Here is a 19194-nt window from a genome sequence, read left to right as displayed (position 1 = left end):
GGGTTACTGCCAAGAGTCGGGAGGTCCTTCGCTTTGCTCAGGATGACGGTGGTGTTGTCGTCCCGAACGTAGTGAGGGATTTCCTGGATGGAGTTACTGCCAAGAGTCGGGAGACTGTCAACTACCAAAGCGCGTATCCACAGCAGCGACTAGCTGTTGATGAATATTATCAAACCCCCGGTTTGACATGACCAACACCGCATCTCCAGGCTGAACTTTAGCAACAACCGCATCAATAATGCCTGCAGTATTAGGAAATACTTCGTTGGGGCAAGTCCAATCTTTTGCTACCTTTTCTAAATCAAACTGAGGTTGAAGCACATACGCACCATCCACAGGTGCTAACGCTTTAGCCATCGCTGTGGCATGAACGCCGGTTTTCATTGTATAAGAAGCAAATTCTAACACGGCAAAGATACGCTTATGTCGGCCACTTTCTTTCAAGGCAGCAACCGTTTTGGTTATTGCGGTTGGGTGGTGGGCGAAATCATCATAAATGGTAATGCCATGACGATTGGATTTGACTTCCAAACGTCGTTTAACCGGTTTAAATTCAGCTAAAGCGCTTGCAGCGACATCGATATCAACACCTGCATGTGCACTGGCGGCTATTGCCGCAAGCCCATTTTCAACATTAAATCGCCCGATCAATGGCCAATTCACCTCTGCCACTGCTTTTCCTTTATGCCAAATGCGAAAAGCTTGGCCATTTTCGCTAAGTAATTCAGCTCGCCAAACCGCCTCTCCATCAAAAGCAAGATCCTCCACAACGGAAAAAACCCCTCGTTCCAGCACTTCATTTAAAGCCGCATCATCGCGTGGTTTAATCACAATGCCTTTATTTGGGATGGTTTTCAAATAATAGTGAAACTGTTGTTGAATCGCGGGAAGGTCGGCATAAATATCGGCATGATCAAATTCTAAGTTATTTAAAATAGCCACTTCAGGTCGATAATGCATGAGTTTAGGGCGTTTATCAAAAAAAGCAGAATCATACTCATCCGCTTCAATCACAAACCACTCCCCCTGCCCCAAATACGCACTCGTATTAAAATTCGGCGCTACGCCGCCAATAAGAAATCCAGGTTGTTTACCAGCTTGTTCTAAGATGAAAGCCAGCATTGAGGTTGTTGTGGTCTTACCATGAGTCCCTGAAACAGCCAAGACCCGATAGCGAGTTAATATATTTTCTGCTAACCATTGAGGCCCAGACGTGTAGTTTTTGCCTGCATTAAGGACTGCTTCGACCACTGGCATTCCTCTTTTAATTGCATTACCGACAATCACACAATCCGCTTTTAAAGCCTGAGTGGTGTCTTCGTAACCTTCGGTCCATTCAATTTGTTTAGCGCGCAAGAGATCACTAACAGGAGGGTAACAATTCGCATCACAACCAGTGACTTTAAATCCCGCTTCTCTTGCTAATATAGCTAGAGCACTCATGAATGTTCCGCCAATACCTAAAATGTGTAAATGCATAATCAACTCTCATTGCCAAAATGAAACGGTTAAAATATTGCAAGCCAATAGTCCAAAACTTGCTAGCGCAGCACCTACATAATCCACTTCCAAAGCGCGTTTGTAAATATGAATTGTCACTAGAAATTGCCAAATAGTGAGCAAAAAAGTCAGAATTAAATATAAAACACCTAAAAAAAGAACAACCCCTTGATTAATATCGCCTTTTATAAGAAACGGCGTCATAAACAATAAAGGGAATGCAAAAAAATGAACTATCATGTGGCAAACCAAAAGTGCTGTCAAGGTTTGTAAAGTACGATTTGTTTTGTGGTAAATTTTTAATAGGATATAGGTATAAGCAAAATAGGAACAGAGCAGAGTTAAGGCGGCTAAAATGGAAATAGCAGGATTAAACACCTGCTTAAGATCCGCAAGATACCATTGTAAAAGAATCAGCAAAAAAAATAAAAAGGAGGCGATGCTTAACAAAAATGGGGAGTAAGGGGTATTCTCTGGACTCTTTTTTAAAATTGCAACTTCCCAATAACACTTAAAGAGCGCCTCCCACATACCTATATCCTATGTCAAAATGATTTTTAACCATGTCCATCTGAGCGGAAATAAGGACCTCCTCCACTCCTTGACAGTAACCACCCAGGAGGTCCCTCACTTCGTTCGGGACGACAAAACCGCTGTTATCCCGAGCAAAAGCGAGGGACCTCCCGATTCTTGGCAATAACCTCACTAAGGAGGTCCTTCGCTTCGCTCAGGACGACAACACAACTGTCATCCCGAGCAAACGCGAGGGACCTCCGACTCTTGGCAGTAATCTCACTAAGGAGGTCCTTCGCTTCGCTCAGGACGACAACACAACTGTCATCCCGAGCAAACGCGAGGGACCTCCGACTCTTGGCAGTAATCTCACTAAGGAGGTCCTTCGCTTCACTCAGGACGACAACACAACTGTCATCCCGAGCAAACGCGAGGGACCTCCGACTCTTGGCAGTAACCTCAAACCGTACGATAACGATCTCTATAGGCGGCTAATCGCTTTTTTATAATACTGACTTCTTCCACGGTAGGTTGCTTCCATGGGCCTGAAACTTTATAAGAGTAGCCACTAATTTTTTGCATACCCTGATTAATGATTTTACTTGCTACCCAAGTCGCAAAACCGGCTACAGGACCTCCTGCAATGGTTGCTACTACGGGTAAACTTGCAGTAATGTGCGGCGAAATTTTTAGATCTACATTATACCTCTGATTAGCAATGTCTAAATTTCCTTTCATTGAAGCATGAGCAACAGGCCCATCAATAAAACTATCTTGCGTGGTCATAACCCCATTAGTAATGTTAAAGCTTCCTTGAAACTGATCAAAACTGTACCCTCCTTTGGCTAAATCGCTGAAGTCTAATTTAAGACGTCGCGGTATAGTTTGTAAACTTAGGATACTTAATAACTTGCCTAATCCGAGTTTTTCTTCTGTTTCATGGCTCAAATTAGTAATGCGCCCGTCCTTAAAATTAATCGCTAACTCACCGTTTATTTTTGCCAATGAAAATTCAGATAAGGCCCCAGGCCACCCCCCTTGGAATCGCAATTCACCTTTTTGTGCTTCAACGGCTGGGCTCATTTTCCATCGCTGCAAGCTTGATGCTAAATCGTTGATATGCAGATCCGCTTGCAAGTGGGTTGTGTTTGCTTTGCCTTCTTGTTTCCATTCCCCTTTTGCGGTGAGCCAATAAGAAGGGGATTTTATTTCGCAATAGTCAAGCTGCCAGCGATTGGGTTTAGATCTCGCTTTTAAACTGACATCCCCTAAATCTAAAGCCCCTAACTGAAAAGAGGCAATGTGTAAATTTAGATTGGGCAAATCGGTTGGTTTCAAGGTCGACTTCACTCCGGTCGCTACCGGTTGGGATTCAGCGGGTTTACTTTCAAGTTTTAATTTATCAAATTGACCGGTTAATGTGTTTGATGACGGTTTATAGCGTAAATGAGCGGCTAAAGCCGCTTGATCTAAATGAATGACCCAATCGCCGCCATTAAGTTTTGCGGCTTTAAACGCCAATTCGTCATATTTTTCCTTCCATATTTTGGTTTTATGCAGTTTGATATCAATCAAGTTTAACGAATCAATCAAAGTGCTATTGCCGGTTAACTCGGGTAATTTCGCTTTTGTCTTGATCCATTGATCCAATTCGAAATAAGGCAATACCCCCACTAATTGAAGCCCCTCTTGCTTTTTCTCTTTGGCCTCCCCGCTGCCTATCCGTATTTCTCCCTTTTGTAATTTAAAAACGTCACTAGGTCGGGAAAACCATAAATCACTGCTTAGTTGATTATCATAATTAAATCGTAACCTGACTGCCTTTTTGGGGTTAAAGTCAATATTCACCGTGAGAGGCATTTTGGTCTCAACTGCTTTACCAAAGGGAGGGGGTAAATCAATACTTAACCCAACTAAAGACGTTTTCACTTGAAGGTGATCCAAGTCATTGGGATCATCTGTTAACTTTAACACCCCATCCATCTGTACCGCCCCCCTCATCAAAGAGAGGATGGGTAGATTAAATTTTTTGTTAAGCACATCAATTGTCGCTTCCCCAGAAATGTTGACTTGGGTATAAGGTACTGGCTTATGCACAGATTGGATCATTAAATTAGTCGGATTATTTAAAATCAATGCCCTCAAACCACTGCCCAGAACCCCTTCCTGATTAAATTGTAAGTTGCCGGTGAGATGATTTAATTCCACATCATCCATGCTGTGATGAACATGAACCGTGTTATTTTTAAAATCAATATCTCCAAGGACTAAAATGGTGTCATTCTCAGGATAAAGCGGTGCTTCTAATCTGAAATCTAAATCAAGCAAGCCTTGTATTTTTAGCATGTTCAAAGCCGATAATTTTTGCCGTAAGGGCGAATTCATGACGTAAGTTAAGGCTTTTTCGCCTGAGGTACGCAATTTACTATGAATGAGCAATAATTCTTTGTCTAACCCTAAATCGGTCACTCGCACATTGCCCTGCTTGATTTTTATGTTTTTCAAATCCGCATTAATAATGTCAGCATCTAAAAGTCGTTTATCCACTTGCAAATAAGCTTCAATATTTTTTGTCACTGGCCATTTGGGCGCAAAAACTAAATCGACTCCAGTTAAATGGCTTTTAATTGAAAACTCGCCTGGTTGTTTATCAAAAGGAAAATCCGCCAGTGGTCCATTCACGCTGATTTTACCTTGCGCTTTACTGATACGCTTAATGTCATGTTTAAGCCAAGCATCTAATTTCGCTTTAAGGTGCTTGGATGGCAAATAAGGTAATAAATGTTGCGCATCGGTTGCGGAAAATTCGCCTGTGAGATTGAGTAGCCCTGAAGAATTGGCATTCACTTTATCCAAAACACCTTTTAAGCTTAATAGCAGATTGGAGTGGTTGAGCACTAAATGATCCATACTCACTCGCAACCCTTCTCTTAATGTTTGCCAATTAAATGAAGCATTCAATGCAGAAAAAGTCATTGCTGGCTGATTTTTTTGGGCCAATACAACATTCGCGCCTACTAGCTCTAAGTTGCCTTCATTGGGCTGCCAATGAACTGTTCCAGAAAGATTATCTACTCCAGGCGATGTCGCTTTGGCTCGCCATCCTAAACCTGAAAAATAAGTAAGCACAGAACTCAGTTTACCTTGATTAATCTGAATTTGAGTATCCTGTAATTCACCATGCGGCTTCATTGCCACGAGGGGCATGAGTGATTGCGGCCAGGGAAGTGAAGAGGACAAGAGGGATTCAAGTAAGATATTTTGTACATAGACGAAATAAGTGTCCTGCTTGTTTTCGTAGCGAAGCAACAACTTATTCTCAGGCCAAGGAGTATCCCCCAAACGTAAATGAATTTTATTGCCGGTGAGTTCCCAACCTTTCTGGATAGGTTTCCACGCTAAGTTGGCTTTCAAGACAGGGATGAGTTGATTTTTTTGAGTGACTTTATCAACCCAAGCTAAATTGCGAATTCGAAATCTCGATTGAATATTTTGCAGTTGCCCTTGAGCGAGATCAACCCATAATTGAACATCCCCTTTACCACCTAATAATTGAAAACGCGAAGGATTAACAAACCCTTGCCATTGGGCGGGTAATAAATGCTGAATCGAGAAAAAAACATGACCATCTGTCTTATCCAATGCATAGGGGTCTAAACTCAAATCAGCAAGCAACTGAAAATTCGTGGCTGCAGTTTGCGCAAGACTTCCTCTACCTCGAATCCGGTAGTGTCCAGAATGATTAGCAACATTGAGATTAAGTTCGCTCAGCGGAATAACGGTTCCATCTTGCATATAGAGTTGGGCTGAAAGATTCTTAATAATGATTTTTTGTTGAGCTAATACCCAAGCAAGGATGGGTTTAGCTGACTCCCAGCTCATCTTGGGTTCCTCGTATCCGTCAATACCCTCAACATCCCAACCCTTATTGGTTTGACGCAGGCTTAAGTGCAAGTCATCGATAAAAAGCACTCCTGGTTGGATTTGCCAATGCCAAAGAGAGCTCAATAAATTAATTCCTACAAGCAATCGATGTAATTTAAGGACTTCCTGCTTACCATCAGAAATGATCACTTTGTTTAATTTAATAACCGGTTCAAACCAATACCAGCCCGTTTCCATCGTACTGATGGTGACAGTTTCACCAAGCATTAGGGATAAATGATGTTCAACTTCTGCCTTATATTGCTTTGCCCAAGGGGTTAATGCACGAAAAAGACTGGAAATGACCGCCGCGGTAATAATTAAAAAAGCCAGAGACATCCAGCATCGTTTTAACAATTTACTCACTGTGCTTCGTCGAATAGGTAGCAGAGTTTTTACTATACCACTGCTTTTGCGCATACTCATCACTTTCCTTTTGTTCTGCGCGTTCTTTCTTGATATTTTCTTGTTGTTCAACACGCCCGATTAGCCGTTTTACAGCATCTTGTTCAGATTTTGCTTGCAAGGAACTGTTCCCGCACGAAGTAAATCCGCTGCCGTTGAACGGGTTGTTTGCTCCTTTAAAGCCCGTAAATGCAATAAACGAAGAATCCTTGGGTTTCCTCACTGAACCCCTTTTAACTCATCCTTAAGCAGGTTCAAAACTTGATAAAAGGGGTTAATATTAATACTGTTCAGCCGTCTTTGCAAGTTGATTGAGCAAGCTAATACTGGCTATCGCCGCCATTAAGGGCATTGGGTTTAATAAAGCGACCGTATTAACTGTCGCATAAGATCCGTTACAAAATCTCCTTGCTTGTAATCAGGCAGCCTACTTCAACACCTCATTAAACCGCATACCCTTCTTTTCGCATCTTCGCCAATTTATAACGTAATGTACGCTCACTAATTCCTAGCATTGCCGCAACTTGTTGGCGATTCCCTTGATGCTCGTTCAGCGTTTGCTCAATCAAATCAAACTCATGATTTTTCAAACGATTGACGTCTTTATTGTCTTCTTTATTTCTATTGCTCGTTTGACTCATGATTTTGTGTGTCTTTGCTTCCACCTCTTCTATTTCCACTGAAGGAAGCTGAAGATGAGACACTTCGATAATACCGTTGGTTTGTAGCACCAAAGCGCGCTGTATCACATTGTCCAGCTCACGTGCATTACCCGGCCAACTGTATTCTAAAAGTGCAATTTTCGCCTCTTCGCTCAGCGAAGGGATTAAAGGATAGTGATTTTGGCAGTGACGGCGTATCAAATAATTCGCCAAAGGAATGATATCGCACTGCCGTTCACGCAGAGGTAACCAGTGTAAAGGAAAAACATTGAGCCGATAATACAAATCTTCGCGAAAACGTCCCGCTTTTACTTCTTCCAGTAATTTCCTGTTCGATGTCGCTAAAACACGAACATCAAGATTAATCAGTTTGTTAGCTCCAATGCGTTCGACTTCTTTTTCTTGCAATACTCGTAACAACTTAGCTTGCAAAGCTAAACTCATCTCGCTGACCTCATCGAGTAACAGTGTACCTCCTTGAGCCTGTTCAAATTTACCCGGGGTCGATTTATAAGCACCTGTAAATGCGCCTTTCTCATAGCCAAATAAGGTCGCTTCTAACATTTGCTCAGGAATCGCAGCGCAATTAATGGCAATGAAAGGATGATTTTTGCGTGGTGAATGATCGTGAATAAAATGAGCTAAAACCTCTTTTCCAGTACCGCTTTCACCACTGATCATGACACCCACATCCGATTGCGCCACCTTCAATGCCATCGACAGCAACGCTTGGCTTTTCGGATCTTGGGCGACCGGTTGGTTATCATCTTCGGTTAAAGCAGGTTTAATATAGCGATTTATTTTTTCAGTTAATGCATGAGCACTGAAAGGCTTTTGCAGGTAATCCACTGCCCCATGGCGCATCGCAGCGACAGCATCCTCAACTGAACCATGTGCTGTCATGAGAATGACAGGCACACCCGGATTACGGCGCTGTATTTCAGCAAGTAACTGCTGGCCATCCATTTCATCCATGCGGATATCGCTTAAGACAATAGCAGGACTATGGCGTTCAAGCATGGCAAGTGCTTCTTTACCATCTCTTGCTGCCAAATAAGAATGCCCCGCAAGATTCATTGTTTCTGCAAGTGCTTCGCGTAAAACGGGATCGTCTTCAACAATTAATACATCACTCATAACCAAGTCCTTTGTTTAAATTTCATTATCCTAAATTTACCCATAAAATCCAGAGGCTTTACCTCATTATCCTGGTAGATTAATCGTGATACAACTCCCTTTACCTGGTGAAGAATCTAATAATACCTCTCCACCGTGTGCTTCTACTACTGCGTATACTACAGCAAGCCCTAACCCTGTTCCTTGCGCTTTTGTTGTGAAGAAAGGCGAAAACGCTTGAGCCTTAACTTCATTAGACATACCTATACCATTATCAACAATCTTTAATTGCAACCCTCCCTGTTCGTTTTCCTTAACCATCAGGCTAATGCAATTTGCTTGCGCTTGCAAAGCATTAATAATTAAATTTAACACAGCTCCGATTAATGATTCACGATGTAACGATATTACCGTGTCGTTAAGTTGATTCTCAACCATGAATCTTGCTGATTCGGCTTGCACGAGCGGCTGCGCTCTTTCAAGCAATTGCTCGCACCAATCGTGCATGGAAGTCGGGACAGATTCTAATGATTCCCCTTTAGCAAACAGCAGAAGATCACGTATCTGTTTCTCAATGCTGCTATGACAACCCTGCAATTTCGCTATCCATTGAGCATAGCGCGGATCAACAAAAGAGACATTCGCCAAATGTTCAGTGTACAAGATTGCTGATGAAAGTGGAGTCCTGATTTGATGAGCTAATTGAGCTGTCATTCTCCCGATAGCGGCTAAACGGCCTTTGTGGGCTCTTGCTTGTTCATAAGCTCGTGTGACCGTCAAATCGGTAAGTATCACTAATTGACCTGGCAGACTATTGAGCGAGGAAAGAGCCACATGAACTCTACGCCCATCGGTCAAGGAGACTTCATGGCCATCATCTTCCCGAGGAGAAAAAGCCGTACGAATCACTTTTCGCCAAGCGAGCCCTTGCAGCCCGGTTCCTAGCAACTCCTCGGCTGCAGCATTTAACCAAAGAATATGGCCTTGAGCATTCAGCACTACTAGACCACAAGGCAAATTAGCTAAGATATCACGTTCTGGCAAATTGACGTCGCCCAGTGTTTTTTTCAAAGGCACTTCCGTACACTGCATTTATGGCCCTTAAATGTTCTAGTAAATCTGACCTATGCTAAAATATAAATAGAATCAGCCAATTAGTCCATATGCAAATGCGTCTTAGAACAGGGCTATCGTAAATTTAATTGTGCCAAGGCTCAACCGCCCCATCAGTCTTCCCTTGTTCATCTCTCTTTACTTATATACCCGTGATCTTTCAAAATGCTATTTTTGGTCTATTGCTTTTTCCGCCTGGGATTATTTTAAAACCTCGCAATAGGGCTTGCTATTACTCGTTTTTAAAATAATCCCAGCCAAAAAAATCAAGTTGCCCAAAACATAGCATTTTGAAAGATCACGGGTATATCCATTGACAATCTTTATCCCCACATTTCGCGCCTGATAAAATTTCAACGACCTGCGCGAGCCATTGTTTATCTTTTTTTCTGATTATTGTGTTGGTACGACCATAGATAACTGCATTCTTGTTACAAGAAATATATTTTGCAATAACCTCATTGCACTGCGCCGAAAAATAATGCCGATTAATATTCAATGTCTCTATCTTATTTGTGGCTAAAAGCTTTCCAAAAGGGACTTGGGTATTGAGCACAGCATTGATTACTTTTTGAGGCAATGCATTGAAATTAATGGTTATAAAAGCTAACTCCACCGCTAAGGTGTCCTGTTTCATTTGTGCAATTTTTACATTATTCCGTGCCCGATCTCGGTCAATTAACAGCGTGACCACCCGTGAATAGGTATTTGCTTTGGGGTTTTTAGTAATGTGAATAGACTGTATTTCTGGTGTACGATGATAATATTGTTCCACGCCAATCGTCATGAGATGTTGAGTCAGTAAAAAATCATAAGGCGAAGGCAATTCATTTTTATTGACTTCCGCCGATATCACTATTTTTTTTCCTAAAAAATGATCGATTTGGGTTAATGGATTGAACGCGTTTGTTTTGGCAGTGGAGTGACTCAGAAGGGTAAATAACACGAAAAAGTAAACGATTTTCCTAGCAATTGGTTTGAACATTGTCATGCTCCTTTGTTCAGAGTATTAAAAAATCTTCTCAAGTGAGGTCACATCGATTTCAGTTACGGAATTTGGCGTTTCTCTAACCAATCTTTCGAAATTAATTGGAGCATTACACGTGTATTGCGTAAGGATTAACCCTACTCTTTCATTGAAATCACTCGCGCTTCCTGCGCTACCCTCTGATTTCATCCATTAAAAAATCCATTGAATCAGTACTTAAATGCAGCGTATAAAATGACATTCTTTTTTAAAACAATTCTTTTTACAATCTCTTCGATAAATTATTTTATTCAATTTTTACTAATCAATATCCATAGGCCAGAATCATTGCTATCATTTATAGACAAAGATAAGTTTGGAAACTAAAGAAGTATTCAGCTCATGGAAAATTTACATCAATTATTGAATTTTATTTTACATATCGACAATTATTTACTCAATTTTGTTAGCACTTATGGGACATGGACCTATTTAGTCTTATTCCTCATCATTTTTTGTGAGACAGGCTTAGTCGTCACCCCCTTTCTTCCGGGTGACTCTTTACTTTTTGTTGCTGGCAGTATTGCCGCACAGCCTGCTACGCCGCTTAATATCATACTTCTTCTTCTCTTGCTTATTGGAGCTTCAATACTTGGCAACCAATTAAATTATTTTATCGGTCGCGTCATTGGACCGCGCGTCTTCTCAGCTGAATCGTCCTGGTTATTTAACAAAAAGCATCTCATTGAAACGCACCAGTTTTATGAAAAACACGGCGGAAAAACGATTATTCTTGCTCGTTTTATTCCCATTATTCGAACCTTTGCCCCTTTTGTGGCGGGGATTGGATACATGGGTATTTATTCTTTTTCACTCTACAACATTACCAGCGCATTGCTTTGGATAGGTAGTTTGCTCGGTTTCGGCTATTTTTTAGGTTCATTGCCTTTCATTAAGGACAATTTCTCACTTGTCATTTATGGCATCGTTATTCTTTCGATAAGCCCGCCTCTCTTTGCTTTCGCGTATCGAAAAATGACGCCCAATGGACGTCATAAATTAGAAAATGAGATTGATTGAATTAGCAACACCAAATAACCAGGGATACGGATTTAATAATGACAACAGCAATTACTGCAATTGGTACAGCTAATCCTGCTTATAAATACAATCAAAAAAACATCGCAGACATTTTAGCCAATTTATTAAATCTCAATCTTGCGAAAAAAAGACTGCTTAAATCCATCTACAATTCATCAGGCATTGAAAGTCGTTACAGCGTATTGGCCGATTCAAGTGAGACCATACATCAATTTACTTTCATCCCCAACACGCCTGCCGCGAGCTATCCAAGTACCTCCATCAGGATGGAAATTTATCGCAAAAATGCACTTCATTTAGCTTTGGCAGCGATAGAAGATTGCCTTATTAATAAACCTCATTTTGATCGACAGCAAATTACTCATTTAGTGACAATCAGCTGCACAGGCATGTACGCTCCTGGCATGGATATTGAGATCATTCAGACATTAAACCTTAATACGAACGTTAAACGCACTGCGATTCATTTCATGGGTTGTTATGCTGCCTTCAATGGCATAAAGACTGCCGACGCTTTTTGCAAAGCGGATAAAAATGCCAAAGTCTTAGTGGTTTGTGTTGAATTATGCACGATTCATCTTCAGCATAAACAAGATTTAGATAATCTCATTTCCAACGCCATTTTTGCCGACGGTGCAAGCTGTGCACTTGTAGAAGCTGAGCCTCAGCAAGGTCAATATTTTCGCTTGGAAACATTTCATTGCGATTTGTTGCCTCAAAGTGCAAAAGAAATGGCATGGCACATTGGTGATCATGGTTTTGATATGGTGCTCACGTCTTATGTACCCCAAGCCATTAAATCAGGAATAGCGCAGTTCGCTAACAATCTAATCACCCAAAATAAACTTACCCCTAACATGATAGACATTTACGCGATTCATCCCGGGGGTATAAAGATTTTGCAAGCTTGTGAGGAAGCTCTCGCTATTTCAAAACAAAAAATCACTTATTCCTACGAAATTTTACGCCATTTCGGCAATATGTCCTCTGCGACAATCTTGTTTGTCCTAAAGCGCATTTGGGATGACATTAAGCCACATGTTGATCACAATAAAACAATTTTTAGCTGCGCGTTTGGCCCAGGACTCACGTTGGAATCCATGTTGCTAAAAATTAAAAATAGCTAAGAAAGGAAGCCACGATTCACAACAAAAATGACCTTTGTTGCATAAATTTATGGTTGTAAAAACTTGATAATGTTGCGTCATGCATTAACGTGGGGAACAAAAAGAGAAAGCCCGGGGCTTCACGCCTCCCTCTATAGTAGGAAAGCCTAGGGTCTGTTAACCTTCAAAACCAATTTATTTTTTACTCGCTTCTTCATCCAACTTTCGCAAAAATGCCATTTTTTCGGCAATTTTGACTTCTAGCCCACGGGACACCGGTTCATACCACCTCGGTTCTTTCATTCCTTCAGGCAGGTAATTTTCGCCGGCAGCATAAGCATGAGGCTCATCGTGTGCATAACGGTAGGTGTGTCCGTAGCCAAGATCTTTCATTAATTTTGTCGGTGCGTTGCGTAAATGGATAGGGACTTCACGGGATTTATCCTGTTTTACAAAAGCCATTGCCTTATTGAATGCCACATAACCCGCATTACTCTTAGGGGCCATGGCCAGATAAATGACTGCTTGTCCTAATGCAAGCTCTCCTTCCGGTGAACCGAGACGTTCATAGGTCGCAGCAGCATCGTTAGTCAATTGCATCGCTCTCGGATCGGCAAGACCAATATCTTCCCATGCCATTCGTATAATTCGACGCGCAAGATAAAGTGGATCCACACCACCATCCAACATTCGACATAGCCAATAAAGCGCAGCATTAGGATTGGAGCCACGAACCGATTTATGTAAAGCAGAAATTTGGTCGTAAAAATTTTCTCCGCCCTTGTCAAAACGACGGCTCGCTGGGCTTAAGGCATTGCGGATAAGTTCGACAGTGATTTTTGTTTGCCCTTGCGCCTGAGCTGCTGTGTCAACTTGTTCTAATAAATTAAGCAATCGACGCGCATCGCCATCCGCATAATGCACAAGATGTTCAATCGCTTCTCCATTAAACTGCAAATGCGCGAGTGCTTGCTTTTGAGCACGTGCTAATAATTGCTTTAAATCTTCCTCATTTAAAGGTTTTAACACATAGACTTGTGCCCGAGAAAGTAATGCTGAATTGACTTCAAAAGAAGGATTTTCAGTGGTAGCACCAATAAATGTAATAAGACCAGACTCCGTGTATGGAAGAAGCGCATCCTGTTGCGATTTATTAAATCGATGAATTTCATCAATAAACAAAAGAGTATGCCTTTGTTGGCTAAGATAATGTTTTGCTTGTTCTACTGCAGCACGAATGTCTTTAACTCCGGAAAAAACGGCTGAGAGCGCAATCCATTCACAATCAAATGCATTAGCGCTTAAACGAGCTAACGTGGTTTTGCCCGTACCTGGCGGCCCCCATAAAATCATGGAATGCGGTTTCCCTGACTCAAAGGTGAGTCTTAACGGCTTTCCCTCACCAAGCAGATGATCTTGGCCAATCACCTCGTCCCAATGCTTTGGTCGCAATAATTCGGCCAGAGGCGCTTTTGGCTGGGTGTCAAAGAGACTCATTGTTGAACCACGTCTGTCCCCTTAGGAGGCTTAAATTGAAATAAGCTGGTTGCCACTTTAGGGTTAGCTTTGACATTGGATAGATAAACAATGGTATGTTGGCCTAGTTGATCAAACATTTCGATGGTACTCAATTCATTTTGTGTAAAAATTAATTTAAGCCGTTGAAAATTGGCTTTATTGGATTTAGAGCGCAAATCATAAGCTTGCTGTGCCCCAGAAATTTTTTCACTCACCTCAAAATCGCGTGTCACCGTGTTATCGTAACCACTTAAAAATAATGCAGCTGTGCCTTCTAAGCCCGCATCCTGTTTTTTTACAGTCACTTGCTCTAAATCAACGTCATAAACCCATATTTTTTGTCCATCGGCCACAACGAGCTGCTCCATCGGCTCTTTCGTTTGCCAACGAAAACGGCCAGGGCGCTCTAATGCCATGGTACCTGAGGAACGGGATATTTCTCGTTCTCTGGTTTTCACAATTTGCTTAAAATTCGCCGTTAAGCTGCGCATCGCATTGAGTTTGGCTTGCAAAGTGTCTGCAGCGGATTCGCAAAAAGCAGCGTGAGTAAATATAATAAATAGGAATAGGACAACTTTTCTCATTTTTAATCCTCTGTTACTGTAGACACCAATACATCTCTAAAGCCCCCGTCTAAAGGCCCAACAATACCCGTTCGCTCCATTTCTTCGATTAAACGCGCTGCGCGGTTATACCCTATTTTTAAACGGCGCTGCACTGCTGAAATGCTCGCTTTTCTTGTTTGAATGACAAACTCCACCGCTTGATCATAAAGCGGATCAGCCTCCTCGGTGTCTGGTCCTCCTTCGTCACCAAACCCACTCCCCTCACCGTCATTAATAATTTTAGTGATTTCATCAATGTATTCAGGTTCACCGCGTGCACGCCAATCATCAGCAATGCGATGCACTTCTTTATCATCCACAAAGGCGCCATGCACACGTAATGGCGCTCCACTTCCAGGGGCTAAATACAACATATCCCCATGTCCTAATAATTGCTCAGCACCTTGTTGATCAAGGATAGTGCGAGAATCAATTTTCGAAGAAACCTGAAAGGATATTCGCGTGGGAATATTTGACTTAATTAATCCCGTTAATACATCCACCGAAGGCCGTTGTGTTGCTAAGATCAAGTGGATACCTGCTGCGCGCGCTTTCTGTGCTATACGGGCAATGAGCTGCTCTACTTTCTTACCCACTACCATCATCATATCTGCTAATTCATCGATAACGACTACGATATAAGGCAATGGCTGTAATTCAGGTGCAACCTCACTCATGGAGTCTATTGGCTTCCATAAAGGATCAAGTAATGGTTCCCCTCTTGCTGCCGATTCCGTAATTTTTGCATTAAATCCTGCTAGATTTCGTACCCCGAGCGATGCCATCAAACGGTACCGTCTCTCCATTTCCCCTACACACCAACGCAATGCAGAGGCCGCCTCTTTCATGTCAGTGACAACGGGAGTTAGCAAATGCGGTATACCGTCGTAAACGGATAACTCCAGCATTTTGGGATCGACCATAATTAATCGCACTTCTTGAGGCGTAGACTTAAATAAAAGGCTTAGAATCATCGCATTAATACCAACCGATTTTCCGGAACCCGTTGTTCCTGCAACAAGTAAATGCGGCATTTTTGCTAAGTCGACTACCATTGGATGACCCGCGATATCCACCCCTAATGCTAAGGTAAGTGGAGAGTGAGCTTGTTGGTACACGTCTGCCGAGAGCACTTCAGATAGGCGAACCATATCTCGATGCTGATTGGGTAACTCCAAACCAACTACCGTTTTTCCTGGAATCACCTCCACCACTCGCACACTGGTCACGGATAAAGAGCGTGCCAAGTCTTTTGCCAATGCGGAAAGTTTTGAGACTTTAATACCTGCTGCTAACTGCAATTCAAATCGCGTAATAACCGGCCCAGGATGTACAGCAACCACATCCGCTTGAATACCAAAATCCAACAAATGCTGCTCAACTTCACGTGACAAAGACTCTAACTCTTGATGCGTATATCCTCCCATTGCTTTTCCAGGTTGTCCTTTATCCAGCAGGCTTAAGGAGGGTAAGCTGCCCACTGCTTGAGAGGAAACTTTCGGTGTCCGAATTTCTTTCACACTCTCTTTTGCAGGCTTTAAGACAGGTGCGGTAGGAGCTATTGCCGGTGGTGCAATCGTTGGCATGATGACAGGGACAACAGCAGGAGTCATTGTTTCCGTGTTGCCAGTGGGTATTAATAGGGGTACTGCTTTTTCTTTCGCAGGATTAATCGTGTTTTCTTTTTTAATGCCAGGAAGTTTCGGCTCTGACTTATGTGTAATTTTTGGCTGTTCAGGTTTTTTATTACGCTTTATTTTGGCCCTAATTAGGCGAGAGCTAGCAATGACGTTGCGTATGATCCAATGGCAAAAAGCTAACGCATAAGAACCGAGCGATTCAACAGCAAGAATCCACGACAGCCCAGTTAACAGGGTTATTCCTACTAAGAGAATAGCGAATAAAAGCAACGTTGCTCCCTGCATATTTAAAGCATATTCAAATCCCTCAGAAACAAAGCTGCCGAGCACACCACCCGCATTATGATAGGCATCCAATGGCTCAATTTGTGGCTCTAAGCTTAATAAACCACAACCACCAATCATTAAAAAAATTAAACCGCTAGCCCTTAAGCCAATTGCGGATTTATTTACCATTTTTAAAGCGCGATGATCTTTTAGAACGAGCCAGGCAATGTAGGCAATGCATACGGGTAAAAGAAAAGCAAAATAACCAAACATGAAGTAAAATGTATCAGCGATATAGGCCCCGACCTGCCCTCCCGCATTAGCCACTTCGGAGTTTGCTTTATTCACATGCGACCAACTGGGATCACTTAATTCGTAACTACTTAAGGACAGTAAAACAAACAAAGCACAGGCAGCAATGAGGATAAAACTCCCTTCACTTATCCGTTTGATAAAAAAAGGGGGCAAGTTTTTCTTCGAATTTTTTGCCTGTTTACCCACTTGTTGTTTCCCCATAGGTATTTAAATGTGTGCTATTTTGGCATATACCCGTGATCTTTCAAAATGCTAGACCAAAAATAGCATTTTAAAGTTTCTTGGGTATAATATCGGCGATCTTAACACAATTAATGAGGAAGGCAGAGATAATGAGCAAAAGCAATCACCATCGCTTAATAATTCTTGGCTCAGGCCCTGCTGGATATACTGCTGCTGTTTATGCGGCTCGAGCCAATTTGAATCCTGTCCTCATCACTGGCATGCAACCCGGTGGACAATTGACCACTACAACCGACGTGGATAATTGGCCAGGTGATGTGCAAGGTTTGCTAGGGCCAGTGTTAATGGAACGCATGCAACAACATGCAGAACGCTTCGAGACGAAAATTATCTTTGATCATATTGTCAACGCGGATTTGCAACAGCGTCCTTTTAAATTACAAGGCGACAGCGAAACATACACCTGTGATGCTTTAATCATTGCTACCGGAGCTTCAGCGCGTTATTTAGGATTGGAATCAGAAAAAGCTTATCAAGGACGCGGCGTCTCCGCTTGCGCAACCTGCGATGGCTTTTTTTACCGCAATAAAGCAGTTTGCGTTGTGGGTGGCGGAAATACCGCCGTTGAAGAAGCCCTTTATTTATCAAACATTGCTTCTTCAGTGACGCTTATTCATCGCCGCGATACTTTGCGTTCTGAGAAAATTTTGCAGGATAAATTGTTTGAAAAAGCACAAGCAGGCAATATTAAATTGCTATGGCATCATGTGATTGAGGAAGTGCTTGGTGATGGAATGAAAGTCACCGGCGTGCGTGTGCAGAATGTCCTCGATCACAGCACGCAAGAACTGAGCTTTGATGGCGTTTTCATTGCAATTGGTCATGATCCCAATACGGCGCTATTTAGAGGCCAGCTCGAAATGCAGGACGGGTATTTGCTTATCAATTCTGGGTTAAATGGCATGGCTACTGCAACAACGATTCCCGGGGTTTTCGCTTGCGGTGATGTTGCTGATCATGTGTATCGACAGGCCATTACTTCAGCCGGCTTTGGCTGTATGGCTGCTTTAGATGCAGAAAAATATTTAGATGCTTGCTCTCAATAACCATTACTGACACCAGGTTCGGGAATCCTCCGCAAAACCTAAGATGACAGGGGCTGGGCCTTAGCCAACAAAACAACCGGTTTAAGCAGAGTCCAATGTTGAGCCAAGGCTCAACCTGCTCAGCCATTAATGTAGAAGGAGATTGACCATTTCCCCTCCAAGATTACTGGCACAGGATGATTTAAGCTTTCCAAACCCTGAACAAAGTGACGCTTATGGGTTAGTTGCCATTGGGGGCGATTTAGCGCCACAGCGTCTCTTATCCGCCTACAAACAAGGTATTTTCCCTTGGTTTGAACCTGGTAGCCCTATTCTCTGGTGGTCACCTGATCCTAGACTTATTTTAAAACCCAATCACTTCAAATTATCCCGCAGCTTAAAACAATCATTGAAAAAACCCCATTTATTCACCATTGATAAGGCTTTTACTGAAGTCATTTCTTCTTGTGCACAATTAGGAGGCCGAACAAACCACACTTGGATAACGGACGAAATGCAAGACGCTTACACGGCTCTGCACATCATGGGGTATGCGCATTCTTTTGAAATATGGTCCGAACAAAAGCTCGTGGGGGGATTATATGGGCTCAGTCTTGGCCATGCCTTTTTTGGTGAGTCAATGTTTCATTGTCAGAGAGATGCCTCCAAAATGGCCTTATATTATCTTTGTCTGACATTGATGTCCTGGCAATTTGATTTTATTGATTGCCAATTACCAACGACGCATTTACAAAGTCTTGGTGCGGAAGTCATGCCTCGGCGCAAATTCCTTCATCTTTTAGAAAAAACGTTAAATCATCCTACTCAGCCGGGCCTTTGGAGCGCTTCTTCGTGAATAAAATGACTCCCGTTGATACGCCATTGCCATTTTCTCTAATTTAGTGCACTATCTGCGATTTCTTCGGACTATTTTTTTGAGAGACTCATGGCAAAAGAAGATCACATTGAGATGCTGGGTACAGTTATTGATACCCTTCCAAACACCATGTTTCGCGTGGAATTGGAAAACGGCCATATTGTAACAGCCCATATTTCTGGCCGCATGCGAAAAAATTACATTCGCATCCTTACCGGTGATAAAGTAAAGGTGGAGTTAACTCCTTATGACTTAACTAAAGGACGTATTATTTTTCGCGATAAAGGTTAACAGCCC

15 protein-coding genes are annotated in these 19194 nt (G+C 42.3%); 5 read left to right on the top strand and 10 right to left on the bottom strand.

Annotated elements, in window-relative coordinates:
• Positions 1 to 117 precede the first annotated feature (117 nt).
• From mpl to B5D33_RS01160, 7 genes are all read right to left on the bottom strand, one after another.
• Positions 118 to 1485 (bottom strand): UDP-N-acetylmuramate:L-alanyl-gamma-D-glutamyl-meso-diaminopimelate ligase, encoded by a 1368-nt coding sequence (gene mpl / locus B5D33_RS01195; RefSeq protein ID WP_234802425.1) that lies wholly within the window; start codon positions 1483 to 1485, stop codon positions 118 to 120.
• A 3-nt stretch (positions 1486 to 1488) separates the two neighbouring features.
• A complete protein-coding gene (locus tag B5D33_RS01190; RefSeq protein WP_058452483.1) occupies positions 1489 to 2031 on the bottom strand; it encodes a hypothetical protein in 543 nt (180 codons plus the stop codon).
• A 441-nt stretch (positions 2032 to 2472) separates the two neighbouring features.
• Positions 2473 to 6303: a YhdP family protein gene (locus B5D33_RS01180; protein ID WP_214608088.1), complete on the bottom strand. Its 3831-nt coding sequence runs from the start codon at positions 6301 to 6303 to the stop codon at positions 2473 to 2475.
• The gene (locus B5D33_RS16720) at positions 6296 to 6463 is read right to left on the bottom strand and encodes a hypothetical protein (RefSeq protein ID WP_207385584.1); all 168 of its coding nucleotides are present in this window, start codon (positions 6461 to 6463) and stop codon (positions 6296 to 6298) included. The genes B5D33_RS01180 and B5D33_RS16720 overlap by 8 nt, the downstream gene beginning before the upstream one ends.
• A 322-nt stretch (positions 6464 to 6785) precedes the next feature.
• Complete coding sequence (locus B5D33_RS01170; RefSeq protein ID WP_058452480.1) at positions 6786 to 8141, bottom strand: sigma-54-dependent transcriptional regulator; 1356 nt, start codon at positions 8139 to 8141, stop codon at positions 6786 to 6788.
• A gap of 66 nt (positions 8142 to 8207) precedes the next feature.
• Complete coding sequence (locus tag B5D33_RS01165; protein ID WP_234802424.1) at positions 8208 to 9191, bottom strand: sensor histidine kinase; 984 nt, start codon at positions 9189 to 9191, stop codon at positions 8208 to 8210.
• 340 nt (positions 9192 to 9531) lie between these two features.
• Positions 9532 to 10218, bottom strand: a complete 687-nt coding sequence (locus B5D33_RS01160) for a hypothetical protein (RefSeq protein WP_234802423.1) — start codon at positions 10216 to 10218, stop codon at positions 9532 to 9534.
• 384 nt (positions 10219 to 10602) lie between these two features.
• Between B5D33_RS01160 and B5D33_RS01155 the strand changes: the two genes are divergently transcribed.
• Together B5D33_RS01155 and B5D33_RS01150 are read left to right on the top strand one after the other, a co-directional pair.
• Complete coding sequence (locus B5D33_RS01155; protein ID WP_058452478.1) at positions 10603 to 11280, top strand: DedA family protein; 678 nt, start codon at positions 10603 to 10605, stop codon at positions 11278 to 11280.
• A gap of 38 nt (positions 11281 to 11318) precedes the next feature.
• Positions 11319 to 12428: a type III polyketide synthase gene (locus B5D33_RS01150; RefSeq protein WP_058452477.1), complete on the top strand. Its 1110-nt coding sequence runs from the start codon at positions 11319 to 11321 to the stop codon at positions 12426 to 12428.
• Positions 12429 to 12602: 174 nt separating this feature from the next.
• Here B5D33_RS01150 and B5D33_RS01145 read toward each other — a convergent pair whose 3' ends face one another.
• The 3 genes from B5D33_RS01145 to B5D33_RS01135 are packed head-to-tail and all read right to left on the bottom strand — an operon-like array spanning position 12603 to position 16953.
• Positions 12603 to 13904: a replication-associated recombination protein A gene (locus B5D33_RS01145; protein WP_058452476.1), complete on the bottom strand. Its 1302-nt coding sequence runs from the start codon at positions 13902 to 13904 to the stop codon at positions 12603 to 12605.
• Complete coding sequence (gene lolA, locus B5D33_RS01140; RefSeq protein ID WP_058452475.1) at positions 13901 to 14509, bottom strand: outer membrane lipoprotein periplasmic chaperone LolA; 609 nt, start codon at positions 14507 to 14509, stop codon at positions 13901 to 13903. The genes B5D33_RS01145 and lolA overlap by 4 nt, the downstream gene beginning before the upstream one ends.
• Before the next feature lie 2 nt (positions 14510 to 14511).
• Positions 14512 to 16953, bottom strand: a complete 2442-nt coding sequence (locus tag B5D33_RS01135) for a DNA translocase FtsK (RefSeq protein ID WP_058452474.1) — start codon at positions 16951 to 16953, stop codon at positions 14512 to 14514.
• 131 nt (positions 16954 to 17084) lie between these two features.
• Between B5D33_RS01135 and trxB the strand changes: the two genes are divergently transcribed.
• The 3 genes from trxB (at position 17085) to infA (ending at position 19188) form a co-directional block, all read left to right on the top strand.
• The gene (gene trxB, locus B5D33_RS01130) at positions 17085 to 18041 is read left to right on the top strand and encodes a thioredoxin-disulfide reductase (RefSeq protein WP_058452473.1); all 957 of its coding nucleotides are present in this window, start codon (positions 17085 to 17087) and stop codon (positions 18039 to 18041) included.
• Positions 18042 to 18207: 166 nt separating this feature from the next.
• Positions 18208 to 18876, top strand: a complete 669-nt coding sequence (aat, locus tag B5D33_RS01125) for a leucyl/phenylalanyl-tRNA--protein transferase (protein WP_058452573.1) — start codon at positions 18208 to 18210, stop codon at positions 18874 to 18876.
• A gap of 90 nt (positions 18877 to 18966) precedes the next feature.
• Positions 18967 to 19188, top strand: a complete 222-nt coding sequence (gene infA, locus B5D33_RS01120) for a translation initiation factor IF-1 (RefSeq protein WP_045098844.1) — start codon at positions 18967 to 18969, stop codon at positions 19186 to 19188.
• Positions 19189 to 19194 lie beyond the last annotated feature (6 nt).

This window comes from Legionella maceachernii, assembly GCF_900167045.1.
Taxonomy (GTDB): domain Bacteria; phylum Pseudomonadota; class Gammaproteobacteria; order Legionellales; family Legionellaceae; genus Tatlockia; species Tatlockia maceachernii.
Note: the sequence above shows the minus strand (reverse complement) of the source record. Positions and strands in the feature narration are given on the sequence as shown.